The sequence below is a fragment of the Ruegeria sp. CJ9 genome, assembly GCF_056536625.1.
In genome coordinates, this window is sequence record NZ_JBQFPY010000012.1 from 52245 (window position 1) to 66438 (window position 14194).

The 14194-nt window shown below is 53.8% G+C and carries 10 protein-coding genes; 6 read left to right on the plus strand and 4 right to left on the minus strand.

Annotated elements, in window-relative coordinates; all coding sequences use genetic code 11:
* Positions 1-112: 112 nt before the first annotated feature.
* The 5 genes from ACR0AJ_RS19335 to ACR0AJ_RS19355 all read left to right on the plus strand — a co-directional run bounded on the left by ACR0AJ_RS19335 (position 113) and on the right by ACR0AJ_RS19355 (position 6428).
* On the plus strand, positions 113-1843 hold the full coding sequence (locus ACR0AJ_RS19335; RefSeq protein ID WP_480741665.1) for a sensor histidine kinase: 1731 nt from the start codon (positions 113-115) through the stop codon (positions 1841-1843).
* Positions 1840-3180, plus strand: coding sequence for a sigma-54-dependent transcriptional regulator (locus tag ACR0AJ_RS19340; RefSeq protein ID WP_170350190.1), 1341 nt, complete (start codon positions 1840-1842; stop codon positions 3178-3180). The genes ACR0AJ_RS19335 and ACR0AJ_RS19340 overlap by 4 nt, the downstream gene beginning before the upstream one ends.
* 125 nt (positions 3181-3305) lie before the next feature.
* On the plus strand, positions 3306-4316 hold the full coding sequence (gene dctP / locus ACR0AJ_RS19345; RefSeq protein WP_170350191.1) for a TRAP transporter substrate-binding protein DctP: 1011 nt from the start codon (positions 3306-3308) through the stop codon (positions 4314-4316).
* Between the two features lie 67 nt (positions 4317-4383).
* Positions 4384-5016 carry a TRAP transporter small permease subunit gene (locus ACR0AJ_RS19350; protein WP_170350192.1) on the plus strand — a complete coding sequence of 211 codons (633 nt, stop codon included), beginning with the start codon at positions 4384-4386 and terminating at the stop codon, positions 5014-5016.
* 11 nt (positions 5017-5027) lie between these two features.
* A complete protein-coding gene (locus ACR0AJ_RS19355) occupies positions 5028-6428 on the plus strand; it encodes a TRAP transporter large permease (protein WP_170350193.1) in 1401 nt (466 codons plus the stop codon).
* 164 nt (positions 6429-6592) lie between these two features.
* On the opposite strand, the gene ACR0AJ_RS19360 is transcribed toward ACR0AJ_RS19355, so the two are convergent.
* Positions 6593-7555, minus strand: a complete 963-nt coding sequence (locus ACR0AJ_RS19360; RefSeq protein ID WP_170350194.1) for a LysR family transcriptional regulator — start codon at positions 7553-7555, stop codon at positions 6593-6595.
* A 116-nt stretch (positions 7556-7671) separates the two neighbouring features.
* On the opposite strand from ACR0AJ_RS19360, the gene ACR0AJ_RS19365 reads away from it, so the two are divergent.
* Positions 7672-8565: a dimethylarginine dimethylaminohydrolase family protein gene (locus ACR0AJ_RS19365; RefSeq protein ID WP_480647858.1), complete on the plus strand. Its 894-nt coding sequence runs from the start codon at positions 7672-7674 to the stop codon at positions 8563-8565.
* Positions 8566-9421: 856 nt separating this feature from the next.
* Here the strand turns inward: ACR0AJ_RS19365 and ACR0AJ_RS19370 are convergent.
* Genes ACR0AJ_RS19370 through ACR0AJ_RS19380 form a run of 3 tightly spaced genes read right to left on the minus strand, consistent with a single transcriptional unit; the run spans position 9422 to position 14171 of the window.
* Positions 9422-10906, minus strand: coding sequence for a SpoVR family protein (locus ACR0AJ_RS19370; RefSeq protein WP_480647860.1), 1485 nt, complete (start codon positions 10904-10906; stop codon positions 9422-9424).
* Positions 10899-12221 carry a YeaH/YhbH family protein gene (locus tag ACR0AJ_RS19375; protein ID WP_170350197.1) on the minus strand — a complete coding sequence of 441 codons (1323 nt, stop codon included), beginning with the start codon at positions 12219-12221 and terminating at the stop codon, positions 10899-10901. The genes ACR0AJ_RS19370 and ACR0AJ_RS19375 overlap by 8 nt, the downstream gene beginning before the upstream one ends.
* A 15-nt stretch (positions 12222-12236) precedes the next feature.
* The gene (locus ACR0AJ_RS19380; RefSeq protein ID WP_170350198.1) at positions 12237-14171 is read right to left on the minus strand and encodes a PrkA family serine protein kinase; all 1935 of its coding nucleotides are present in this window, start codon (positions 14169-14171) and stop codon (positions 12237-12239) included.
* Positions 14172-14194: the final 23 nt, after the last annotated feature.

Consider the following 14194-nt stretch of genomic DNA (forward strand, 5'->3'; position numbering starts at 1 on the left):
AATACTCGGTCATTCTTGTTTGGCCTAAACATCCAAATGTTAGTTTAGTACGCTTGGGATGGACGGCTAATACCTACTGTGATCCTATGCCGTCGCAGTTCATGGGCATTCGATGCGATCAGCTTCGTATATTGTAGGTATTTTGATAGCCATTGCCGCCAGCATTGGCCTTTATTTGATTTCTTACCAGTACTTCGTTTCGGAGGAACTTTCGAAAGCTCAGGGCCGGCTCTCTCTTTACCAAAGCTCGGTAAACAGCGAACTCGAACGATTTTCCCACCTCACATATGTGCTGTCACAGGATTCTTTTGTAATTGGAACAGCTGAAGGAGACGGCACCGGAACTTTGAACCGACGCCTCGAGGATTTTGCGGAACAGGCAGGGCTGGATGCGATCTACTTGATGGACGAAGACGGGATCACGATTTCTGCATCGAACTACCGCAACACAGAGAGCTTTGTTGGCCAGAACTACGCTTTCCGCCCGTATTTCCAAAGTGCCATTTCTGGTAAGCAGGGCCGCTTCTATGCCATCGGGGCAACGACTGGTCTGCCAGGATACTTCATCGCCAACGCAGTGCTTGACGACCAGGGCGCTTCAACTGGCGTCATAGCGATTAAGATCGATTTCTCCAATCTTCAGGATAGTTGGAAAAACTCGGGCGAACAGGTTCTTTTGGCCAATGAAGACGGCGTCGTTCTGCTTTCTTCGAACTCGAACTGGCAATATCGCGCGTTGACGCCTTTGTCAGTACCACAGCAAGAACGGATTCGAGATGCCAGGCAGTTTCCGGGGCAAAACTTAGATGCGTTGGACTGGATTGAGTTGCCGGGAGATCAGGCCAGAATTGCTGGGACGAAGCGTCTGCATCTTGCAGCTACAGATTTACCCCACGGCTGGTCGCTTCACTATTTTGCAAGTGACGATCAGGCCGTAGCGCGCAGTTGGCTTGTAACTGCAGTTTTTGTCCTTTTGGCGGGGCTTACATTTATCTTTTTCCAGATACAACGCGCGAGGCGCGTAAGCGCGGCCTTGGAGCGGTCCGAAGAAGAAGAAGGAAAGCTGCGGGAGGCAAATGAAAGGCTCGCTATCGAAATCGACGACCGCAAGACAGCCGAGCGGAGTCTCAAGCGCACCCAAAGCGAGTTGGAGCGCGCAAGCCGATTGGCGGCTCTGGGGCAATTATCCGCGTCGGTCACGCATGAACTGGGCCAGCCCATCGCTGCGATGCGCAATCACCTGGTGGCAGAAGAGATCTCATCTTCCGGTGAGTCCAAGCTACCCCAAAAAATTGGAAGTTTGGTCGACAGGATGGAAGGGATCACGCGCCAATTGCGGTTCTTCGCGCGCTCAGAGAGCGAGGCGTTCGACGACGTAGACTTATGCACTTCGGTCAATGCTGCGTTGGCTCTGGTTGCGCCAAACATCGAGCAGGGCAAGGTGAAAATCTCAGTTGATGCGCCGACCGGTCCGGTTTTTATCCGGGGCAGTGCACTGCGGATCGAACAGGTCATCACTAATCTTTTGCGCAATGCGATTGACGCGATGGACGAAGCGGATGCACCTGAAATCCATATCGCTGTCATAGCTACTTATGATGAAGCGGTGTTGGAAATTCAGGACAACGGTCACGGGTTGGGTGAGGCAACGCTGGCTGAGTTGCAAGAGCCATTTGTAACCACAAGAGAGAGCGGGAGAGGCATGGGCTTGGGACTGGCCATTTCCACCAGCATTGTCAAAGATCACGATGGCAAGATGACGGCCCGAAATCGTGATGGCGGCGGAACAGTTTTTCGTGTCACCTTCCCGATGGCCTCAATTACTAACGAAACGAACGAATGACCCAGCGGCAACCCTTTAAAGTTCTGGTCGTCGATGATGACAAATCAATGAGACAGTCTCTTCTCGAGTTGCTCGAAGCCGCCGGCTGGACTGTTAGCGCCCTGTCGCGCGCGACCCACGTGATGGAGTATCTGGCCAGCGCGTCGCCCGATGTCATTCTGTCCGATGTGCGTATGCCGGGTATGTCGGGGCTTGATTTGCTGGCCAGTCTGGACAGACAAGTGGCGCCTCCGGTGGTATTGATTTCGGCACATGGTGACATCCCGATGGCGGTTCAGGCCATACAGGACGGGGCGTACGGGTTCATCGAAAAGCCATATGAACCACGGCGATTGCTTACGGTCCTGAGGCACGCAGCTGAACAAAACAGAATGCGGAGAAGCAATGCCCGCCTCAAAGACCGGCTGTTCAAACTGTCAGGCCTTGACCGCATCCTGCTGGGCCAAACAGACGCCATTACAGACTTGCGACAAGAAGTACTTGATCTTGCTGATACATCGGTTGCGGTTTTGTTGCAGGGAGATACGGGCACCGGGAAAGAGCTGGTTGCTCACGCTTTACATGATTTGGGCCGCTCGCCGGAGGCACCGTTTCTGGCACTGAATTGCGCTGCATTGTCGGCCGATACGTTTGAAGCGGAAATGTTCGGCATCGCGGGTGAATCCGACGGAAGGCTTGCGGCGGCGTCGGGAGGGACCTTGTTTCTGGACGAAATCTGCTCGTGCCCACCAGCGGCGCAGGCCAAGCTACTAAGGGTCATCGAAGATCAGCAGGTGCTGCCGGTGGGGGCTGTGTCACCGGTGCCGGTAAGCTTCAGAGTCGTGTCAGCAACCAACGAAGACGTTGTACTGGCAGCAGACGAAGGCCGCTTGCGTCAGGACCTTTTGTTTCGATTGAATACTGTCGTCCTGTCTCTACCTCCGCTACGTCAAAGACGGGATGATCTGGTTCTTTTGGCAACGCATTTCTTGAACGAATACGCAAAGGTTTATGAGATAGACGCGCCAGAACTCGATCAGGACGATTTGGCCGCTCTGCTTTCACATAGCTGGCCCGGCAATGTGCGTGAATTGCGCCATGTCTGCGAACGGCGCATTTTGGCGGCCCGACGCGGAGGAGGGTCGGTGGCGCAGGCCATCCAAAGCGATCAGCACTTCGACGAAGTGCCGGATACCCTACGCGAAGCGGTTGCTGCTTTTGAACGCGAGCTCATCGGCAAAGCCATCAAGGCGCATAAAGGCCGCATGGATGCCGCCGCCGAAGCGCTTGGAATCGGCCGACGGACGCTCAACGAAAAGATCGTCAAACTCGGTCTCGATAAAGAGGCGCTGTTGTAAGCGAAACCACTCTGCGGATATCCGCAGGGAAACAGAAATTCCTCGCGCATTTTCCTTCATAGGCAGGCTGCTGCACATCCTGAATACTCTGCCCAAACACATTGCGTGATCTGGGAGGAGCCACTATGCGCAAACATCTTAACCGGGCGGCCATTGCAGCTTTGTCGCTGACCGTTGCATCCGAAGCACTGGCTGTCGAATGGAACGTTTCCCTGTGGGGCAAGCGTCGCGCCTTTACCGAACACGTCGAGAAACTTGCGGAGTTGGTGAACGAAAAGACGGGCGGTGAGTTCACGCTCAACATCAGCTATGGTGGCCTGTCGAAGAACAAAGAAAACCTCGATGGGATTTCGATTGGTGCGTTTGAAATGGCGCAGTTCTGCGCTGGCTATCACCGCGATAAGAACCCTTCGATCACTGTCTTGGAACTGCCGTTTTTGGGCGTGACATCCCTTGAACAGGAAGTCGACCTGTCGATGGCCGTTTATCAACATCCGGCCGTTGTCGAAGATCTGGCCCGCTGGGACGCGACTCTGCTGATGCCGTCTCCGCTGCCGCAGTACAACCTTGTTGGTGTCGGTGAAGCACCCAAATCCCTAACCGATTTTGAAGGTCTGAGCGTTCGGGCGACAGGTGGCATCGGCAAGGCGATGGAGACGGTTGGAGCAGTTCCGACCTCGATGTCTGCATCCGAAGTGCGTCAGGCAATGGACAGCGGCATCGTCAAAGCGGTCAGCTTTGCGCCTCACGCGCATATGTCCTTCGGCACCATTGAGAATGGCACGTGGTGGACGACGAACCTCAATCCCGGCACCGTCAACTGCCCTGTCGTGGTGAACACGCTGGCACTGGAAGATCTGTCTGACGAACACCGCGAAGTTCTGCTGGGGTCGGTGGATGAGGCACTGGATCACTACGTGAGCCACTACCAGACCAAAACGATGGAAGCGTGGGGCCCTGAACTGGATCAACGCGGCATCGAACGGGTCACTTTCAGCGATGAAGAAATCGCAGCGTTCAAAGAAGCCGCTGCCGCCCCCGCGGCCGAGGCCTGGATTGCAGAAAACACCGAGCGTGGCCTGCCAGCACAAGAGCTTTATGACCTTGTGACTGGGAAGATCGCAAACGGCAGCTAATCCACTCACTGCCCGGCGTCGCCTACCTGGCGTCGGGTGCCTTTCCCCCTGACAGCGGAGCAAAACGATGGCCGGGTCATCCCTGGTGCTGTCTGACGACAGCCGTCTCAGCATTCTCGATCAACACCTCTACAAACTGGAAAGCTTTCTGGCCCTGATCAGCGGTCTTGCGGTTTTCTCGCTGATGGTCATGGCCGTAGTCTCCGTTGGTGGTCGGAATTTCGCCAATGCGCCACTTCCCGGCTACGTGGATTGGATCGAGCAGGCCATGCCGTTAATCGCCTTCATGGGGATTTCCTATGCGCAGCGTGATGGCGGTCATATCCGAATGGACATGGTTGTTGGAGCGCTTAGAGGCCGGACGCTCTATATCGTTGAGTTCATTACAACCGCTGTCATTCTGGCGCTGATCGTCTTGCTGATCTGGGGGAGCTGGGCGCATTTCGCACGCAGCTTTGACTTTGGTGCTCCACTCTGGAGCCGCGACAGCTCCATCGACATAGGTATCCCGCTGTGGCCCGCAAAGCTGTTGGCCCCCGTTGCCTTTAGCGTGCTTTGCCTAAGGCTTTCTTTGCAGCTCTGGGCCTACGGGCGCGCGATCCGGCACCCCGATCAAGCACCTATTGCCGTCCCGCTGATAGCTGACGCAGCCACTCAAGCTGCAATGGAAGCCGAGCACGTCTCGGGCCACGATAACTGAGGTTAAATCTGATGGAACCCATTGATATTGGTCTGATCGTCTCGGGCGGTATGCTTGTTCTTGTGGTGCTGGGGATGCGCGTGGCCTTCGCCGCCGCGACAGCTGGCATGGTTGGTCTAATCTGGATCTTCTGGGCCAAGTTTGGTTATGACCCGGCGCGGTTCGGCAAGGCTGTGACTGTGGCCGTCAAAACAGCGGGGCAGGTGCCGCACTCCAAGATTTCAAGCCAAGCGTTGAGCCTTATCCCGACTTTCATCCTAATTGGCTACCTCGCCTATTACGCGGGCCTGACCAAAGCACTGTTCGAAGCCGCAAAGCGTTGGCTGGCTTGGGTCCCCGGTGGGCTGGCGGTTTCGACCGTTTTCGCAACCGCTGGGTTTGCTGCGGTATCCGGAGCCTCGGTCGCGACTTCCGCTGTGTTCGCCCGTATCGCCATCCCCGAGATGCTGAAGATCGGATACGACAAGCGTTTTGCTGCAGGTGTCGTCGCTGCAGGCGGTACACTCGCTTCGCTCATCCCGCCTTCGGCCATTCTGGTCATCTACGCGATTATTGTCGAGCAGGACGTGGGTAAACTGCTGTTGGCCGGGTTCATCCCGGGCATGTTCTCGGCGGTAATTTATGGCTTGCTGATCATTGGCATGGCCGTCGTTATCAAAGGATTTGGTCCCGCAGTCACCGGATTTACATGGAAAGAACGTTTCCTCTCGTTGCCGCCCGCATTGCCCATCGTGATTGTCGTCGTCACCATCATCTTCTTTGTCTACAACCCGTTCGGCGGCGATGCTTGGGGTACGCCAACCGAAGGCGGCGCAATTGGAGCATTTGTGGTGTTCCTGATGGCGCTGTATCAAGGCATGCGCTGGTCCGAGCTCAAAGACGCGCTTTTGGAAACTGCCAAGCTGAGCGTCATGATTTTCACGATCATCTGGGGCGTTTTGGTCTACGTTCGTTTTCTTGGGTTCGCCGAACTGCCAAGTGCGTTCTCCGACTGGATTACCTCGCTTGAGATGTCTCCGATGCTGATCCTGATCTGTATTCTTCTGGCTTACGCTGTACTGGGTATGTTCATGGACGCGATAGGTATGCTGCTGCTGACGTTGCCGGTAGTTTACCCCGCCGTCATGGCGTTGAACGGTGGCGAAACCGTAAGCGCAGTCGAAAGTACCTTCGGTATGTCTGGGCCTATGTGCGCCATCTGGTTTGGCATTCTGGTTGTCAAAATGGCTGAGTTTTGCCTGATCACCCCACCTATTGGGCTGAATTGCTTTGTCGTGGCCGGCGTTCGTGATGACCTAAGCGTTCAGGATGTTTTTAAAGGTGTAACGCCTTTCTTTCTGGCGGATGCTGCAACCATCGCGATGCTCGTTGCCTTCCCTGCTATCGTCCTATGGCTTCCTGGTCAGGTTTGAATGACATGGAATGATTTTGGAGTGCGGTATGCCGGTGCAGCTAAGGTCTGCATCGATCAGCTGCACTGCAGAATACATGAGACTTGTTCAATGGCCGGTTCGGGCCGTTCGGTACACGTGAGAGTTCGGGCGGAAAGCGGTCATTCGCTGCGAGCGCAAGACAATCAGCCATTAGGGAGAGTAGCAGACCTTGCCCACAGAGAGGAATCTGAAGACAGATCAGATTTACATGCGCGTACAAGTAGCTCTGTGAAGGTCTTAACCACCAGATTTGGTTCGTCACCACGTTTGCGGACGAGCGTGATATGCGACTTCTGATCGAACCGACCATTTCCGACTGAGCGCATTCGTCCCTGACGTACCCAGATATCAGCCAAGCCTTCGGGAAGATAGCCGATGAAACGACCAGTCAGCACCAACATGGCAACGCCTTCGATCTGATGCGCTTTGGCTGTAGAGCGTAAGCCGCGTGAAACCGGCGCAACTTTTTGTTCGTTCAAATAGGCACGATTGCAAAAGTTTGCCTGAGAAAGAAATTCATCAACGGCGGCCTTCGTTTCTGCTTTGAACAAAGGATGGGTTTGTCCACAATACAGGCCAATTCGTTCCGTTTTCAGCGGCTCATATATCAACCCCGGTTTTTTATTGTGGAACACTCCGATGCCTAAAGCGATATGTCCGTCCTGAACCCCTATCTCGATATCGCCAGGCGCAACTGAATGCAATTCGATGGCCACATCTGGCGCAATACGAGCAAACTCTGACAAAGCTGGTACGATAGGCGCGTTGTCATTGAAAACCCAATTGTCGATTGCTCCGATAGTCAACCGACCGACCAGTTTCCCGCGCGTCCCGTCTACGGTTTCATTAAACAAATCCAATGCTGCAAAAAGCTTGCGAGAGGCTGCATAGACGATTTCTCCTTTGTCGGTTAGGCGGAACCCCTTGCGTCCTCGCTGGCACAGTCTCAGACCCAAACGCGTTTCGAGATCGGATATCTGGCGCGAAATCGTCGAAGCGGACACGTTCAAAACAACTTGTGCTGCCGAGAAACCGCGTGCTTCAACGACGACAGAAAACACGTGCAGCAGATGAATGTCGGCTTTCGATAAGGAAGGAGGCAGCATACATGACCTTTACTTGTATGTTTATGCAAATAGTATCACTTATTTTGTAATTTTATAATTGTAATTGCCGTGCCAAGCTTTGCAATACAAGGAATGAGACCAGAGGAAATGGCACCATGGCGTTGAACGCGGAAAATGCGCCCAATTGGGGAATCAACAACGATTACGCAAAACTCACGGATGTTCTGCTTGGTCGTCCTGAATACTTCAAATGGGTTGAAGCAGGCCCATTGATCGGTCGGACGTTGGCCAATGCGCACAAAACCGGCGCGATCTTTGATCTACAACAGGCGATGTCACAACATGCTGAAATGGTGTCGATTTACGAAGAAAACGGCGTGAACTGTCACTATCTGGACAGTGATCCGGTCCTTCACCGCAATTTCTTCGCCCGTGACAGCTCGGCGATGACCCCCTGGGGCGCTTTGATTTGCCATATGCAGTTGAAGTGTCGGCGTGCGGATTATGCCACCGCGGTAAAATTTTATCAGGACAACAATATCCCGATTTGGAAATTTGCGACCGCAGGACACTTTGAAGGCGGTGATTTCAACATCATCGAACCTGGCCGTGTTCTAATTGGCTATTGTGGTGAGCGGTCTGAGCAAGAGGGATCGGAACAAGTAGCCGAATTTGTACGCGCCGAGGGTTGGGAGGCAGTCGTTGCCCCGATCAGTCGCGAGTTTGTCCACATGGACGGGTTAATCGTTCCGTTGGCCGAGAAACTTGCCGTGGCCTGCATTGACGCGATGGAGCCTTGGTTGGTGGATGTTATCAAAGGATGGGGCATTGAAATAGTTGATGTCGAGTTCCGCGAAGCCAAAAACCTCGGGGTTAATCTGGTGGCGCTAGGGGATAGCAAGGTACTGTCTATGGCTGGTGCTACCGACCTAAACGCAAAAATGCGGGCCCTTGGGTTCCAGGTCTATGATCCTGATATGTCGATGTTCACCTTGGGCGGCGGTGGCGTTCACTGCCTGTGTCAGGCCCTGCATCGCGAGGCCGCATGACCAATATCTGGGCATAAAAAATGATCGTCCGCGGCAATGTCCGATGGGCATGACATAAATCGGGGCACAGCCTGTTGGAGATTGCATACGTGTGGCCCAAACCGACGAAAACCGACTGGCGCGCAAGACATTCCGTCATATGTGATGAGGGTGGGTGCAATGTCAGTATGACCGGTCGGCCAATGTACTTGCCCGCGGGCTAGGCCTAAATCTAGATCTGTCGCCCATTGCCCTTGGCGGGCATCTAGACACGCAACAGCATGGAGGCATTCTAATGAGCAACTATGGTGTTTTTACAGGCTTAGAGATTGTGCACTTATTTAAGATCACCATACCTAAACGGACGCTCTGATAGATGTTGCCAACTGGGGTAAGGAAGATGGATCACTGTTTGCGCCTGTCATGCTGAGTTCAGACGTTTGCGCAGCGAGCTTTGATCTGGAATTGGCGCTAAGCCGTTCGGAAGTGGATGGGCTTCGGGTTGCTAAAGAACTGGCCCCGTTCAGTTATTAGGTTGAAGTGACCTGTGGATCGCCCCAGATCGGTGGGTTTCTTGATGCGGTTTTGTTGCATTAACCTTCGGTACAACAGAAGCATCGCTGTCCCAAACGTGAAGATAACAATAACTCGGCGCAATCTTTCCATAGGGCGTCGATATCCGCGCGACATTATCTTGATCAAAATGCTCTGGTACTGTCGCTGTCCGCTGTCGTCCTAAGATTGCCGTGGGGCTTTGGGAAACAGGACTGCAGACGCACCATCTGCGCATGGCTCAGCCAGAGAAGATCAGATATGTCACCGCTCATTCTTCGAACGATGAATCACGCCGCAAAGCGGATATCAATGGGTCCCGAACCTAGTTTTCAAACGCCACATCAAAACCCCAGATTCGCTGCAGATAGCCTAAAGTCGCTTCGGACGCCTTTTTGTTCAACGGCACACCATTGCGCATGGAGTGATTTAACCTGAGGTGACGATCGCCCATCAAGTCTACGTCAACGATCTGAATATCGGGATCGTGTTCCGAAACGTCGAAACCGTGCGCCAAGGTGTCGCGCACTTGGTGATAACCGCGCTCGTCATGAATTGCGTCGACTGTGTAGAAAGGTTTCCCTTCGTCATCGGTCAGTGAAAACATGCGGAATCGGCGCATGACATTGGGGCTGAGGAACTGTTGCACGAAGCTCTCGTCCCGATAGTTGGCCCAGGCATCCTTTAATATATCGCGCCACGCGCCGCTTCCCGCTATGTCCGGAAACCATTCCCGATCCTCCTCGGTCGGGTCGGTGCAGATGCGCTGGATATCCTGCATCATCGCGAAACCCAGCGCATAAGGGTTGATCCCCATCGCGTTCGGAGCGTCAAAGCCGGGCTGCGTCAGCACATTGGTATGACTGTGCAATATTTCCAGCATGGCGCCATCCGTCAGCAGACCGGCGCGGTGCAGCTCGTTGGTGATGTAATAGTGAACGAAGCAGGCGCACCCTTCATTCATCACTTTGGTTTGGCGCTGCGGATAGAAATACTGTGCTATGTTGCGAACGATACGCAAAACTTCACGTTGCCAAGACTCCAGAATTGGGCTGTGGCGTTCAACGAAATAAAGCAGATTTTCTTCTGGCAACCCCATTTCACGCTTGCGTTTCCGCGCCTCTTCATCGGTTTTCGATGACTGTGTGGGATGATCGAAGGCGTCCCACAAATAGTGTACCGCACGTTCCTCCTCGATACGCCGCTCACGCTGTCTGGTTCTCTCATCCGCGAGCGATGAGTGGGGCGGGCGCCTATGCCGGAAAACGCTGGACGGCATGAGCGCGTGGGCGGCGTCCAGCAATTGCTCAACCTCGCGTTCCCCGTGCTGTTCTTCGCATTGGGCAATAAAGCCGCGCGCGTAGTCGAGGTAGTCGAGAATACCCTGTGCATCACTCCACTGACGAAACAGGTGATTGTTCTTGAAGAAATGATTGTGTCCAAAGGCCGCGTGGGCAATCACAAGGACCTGAAGCGCCATAGTGTTGTCTTCGAGGCAGTACGAAATACAGGGATCGGAATTTATGACGATCTCATAGGCAAGACCGTTTGCGCCCTTGCTGTAGGCTTTTTCTTCGTGAACGAAACGCTTCCCGAAGGACCAGTGCCGATACATGAGCGGCATCCCGGTCGACGAGTAGGCGTCCAGCATTTGCTGATACGAGATGATTTCTATCTGGTTGGGATAGACGTCAAGTTCGAGATCATCAATCGCCACAGATTCGATCGCGTCAAAGCTGCGCTGGATGGTCTCGAAATCCCATTCCGCTCCGTCAAACAGCGGCGCCTTAGCTTCGGCAGGATCAGCCATTGGAAACTCCGTTCGTCTTGCGTGCAAACAGCTCGTGCAGAACCGGGTAGATGTCACTGGCGCGCGCGATCCGTTTCATGGCGAAATTTGGCCAAGCCTCTGCGACCTGTCGGTACGAGCGCCACAGCTCCATACCATTGTCTTCGCTGTTCATCAGATTGGCTTCGGTCTCGTCGACGATCTCCGTATAGGCGAAATATTGGCACCACTTCATCAGTTCACTGTTCAGCAGGTCGGCGCACAGTTGCGAATCTCCGCTGAAATTTTCACCATCCGATGCCTGCGCGGCATAGATATTCCACAGTGCGGACGGATAGCGGGCTTCGATAATCTTTTTCATCTCGTTAAGCGCGCTGCTCACGACCGTCCCACCGGTTTGGCGGGAGTGAAAGAAGGTATCTTCATCGACTTCCGCGGCAATCTGCGTGTGGCGGATAAATACTAATTCGATCTTGTCGTAGCGTTGCTTGAGAAAAAGATGCAGGAGGACGAAGAACTGCTTAGCAAGGCTCTTCTCCCGCTCTCCCATCGAGGCCGAAACGTCCATCAGGCAGAACATCACCGCATTAGCTGCCGGTTCGGGGCGCATCTCGAAATACTTGTAACGTACGTCCAGCGGATCAATGTAGGGAATGATCTTGCGTCGCCGTAGCATCTTGTCGAGCTGCTCGCGCAACAACTGCCTTTCCGCCTTTCGTGCCGCATCTGGTTTTTCCAACGCCTCCAGTTCTTCAACCTGTTGCGTAAGAGCCTGTATCTCGGTGTTTGTCGGGCGCCGCATTGCGAGACGTCGCCCGAACGCATTGCGCATTGTTCGCGAAACACTGAGGTTGGCGGGCGTCCCAGCGGCAGTATATCCCATGCGGTGCGGTTTGGAGACGGCAACCTCTTTCAGACTGCGTTTTACCATGTCGGGCAGTTCGAGATCCTCAAAGAACATGGAAAGAAACTCGTCCCGCGACAGGACGAACATGAACTCGTCTTCGCCCTCTCCATCGGGTGCCCCCTCACGTCCACCTTGCCCATCCTGACCCGACGGGGGTTTCTTAAGCCGGTCACCTGCTTTGAACGTCTTGTTTCCGGTTAGAACCCGGTGTCTGGAACCACCTTTGCTGTCATGTTGAAAATGCGGCTCCCCGATCCCTTCTGACGATACCGAGATATTTTCCTGCTGGTCGACATCAGCGATTTTCCGACGCCGGACACTTTCGTCAACCGCCTCTTTGACGGCAGATCGAACCCGACGCAGAAACCGCCTGCGGTTCCCAAGGTTCTTATCCTTGGGGTTTAGCCTTCGATCGATGAAATGGGCCATTTGAGCATAGACTCCTCATCCTGCCTTGTTGACCCGCATGTACCATTCAACCAAGCGCCTGACCTGTCGGCGCGTGTACCCGCGACCGATCATGCGATCGATGAACTCGTTATGCTTGGCTTCAGTTTCCTTATCCCTCTTGGCCCCAAAACTGATAACCGGCAGCAGATCCTGAATCTGACCGAACATGCGCTTTTCGATAACGCGTCTCAGCTTCTCATATTTGCGCCAGTCGGGGTTACGACCGCGATTGTTGGCCCGCGCGCGCAGCACGAATTTGACCACTTCGTTCCGGAAGTCCTTGGGGTTGGAAATTCCGGCCGGTTTTTCGATCTTTTCAAGCTCCTGTTCCAGAACGCCGCGATTGAGAATCTGGCCGGTATCCGGATCCTTGAAGTCCTGATCTTCGATCCATGCATCTGCAAAAGAGATGTATCTGTCAAAGAGGTTCTGACCAAAGTCAGAATAGGATTCCAGATAGGCTTTTTGGATCTCGTTGCCGATAAATTCCGCGTATCGGGGCGACAGATCGTCTTTCATGAAAGATAGATACCGGCTTTCAATCTCGTCGGGGAATTGCTCGCGTTTTACCGCCTGTTCAAGAACATAAAGCAGATGAACCGGGTCGGCGCCCACTTCCTCGGTGTCGTGGTTGAAGGTCTCGGACAGCACTTTGAAGGCAAAGCGGGTCGATGTGCCCGTCATCCCCTCGTCCACCCCGGCCGCATCCCGATATTCCTGCACTGACCGCGCTTTGGGATCGGTATCCTTAAGTGTTTCACCATCATAGACGCGGAGCTTAGAAAATGTTGGCGAATTTTCATGCTCTTTTAGCCGAGTCAAAACACTGAACTGGCTCAGGATAGACAGCGTCTCGGGTGCGCAGGGAGATTCACCTAGGCTGCTTTCCTCAAGCAACTTCTCGTAAATCTGGGATTCATCCGAGGCACGTAGGCAATAGGGAACCTTGACCAGACTGATCCTATCCAGAAAGGCCTCGTTGTTCTTGTTGTTTTTGAACTGCTGCCATTCCGCTTCATTCGAATGCGCAACTATCACACCCTGGAAAGGGAAAGCACCGATATTCTCCGTACCAGCATAAGACCCCTCTTGCGTGGCGGTCAGCAACGGATGCAAGACCTTGATCGGCGCCTTGAACATCTCAACGAATTCCATCAACCCCTGCGTGGTGCGGTTCAGAGCACCAGAATAGGAATAGGCGTCCGGGTCGTTCTGGCTGAATTCCTCCAGCTTGCGAATATCGAGTTTCCCGACAAGCGAAGAGATGTCCTGGTTGTTTTCATCGCCCGGTTCAGTCTTCGCAACGCAAATCTGGCGCAGTTTCGACGGGTGGAGTTTGACAACCGAAAATCTGGAAATATCGCCGTCATATTCCTGCAGGCGTTTGACAGCCCAGGGCGAAATCAATCCGTTCAACAACCGTTTGGGGATATTGTATTTGTTCTCTAGCATATCCCCCATCCGCGCACGGTCGAAAAGGCCAAGCGGCGACTCAAAGATTGGGCTGATCTGGTCATCCGCCTTCAGTACATAAATCGGCTGCCGCTCCATCAGGTTCTTAAGAATCTCAGCAAGCGTTGACTTGCCCCCACCGACTGGGCCCAACAGATAGAGGATTTGCTTGCGTTCCTCGAGACCCTGGCTGGCATGGCGAAAAAAGCCAACGATGCGCTCGATGGTTTCTTCGACGCCATATATGTCCTGGAAGGGCTTGTATCGCTTGATTGTTCGATTAAGAAATATGCGACTGAGCCGAGCATCCTGACTGGTATCAATAAGCTCGGGCTCGCCTATTGCGGCGATCATCCGCTCGGCTGCGGTAGCCCGCATAGTTGGGTCTTCACGACATTCCAGCAAATAGTCCTGCAATGTCATTTCGATGAGCTTTGTCCGCCCATACTCTTCTGCAAACTGCTCGAAAATCTCCATTTTAAAAGTTCCTCTAGGTTTCG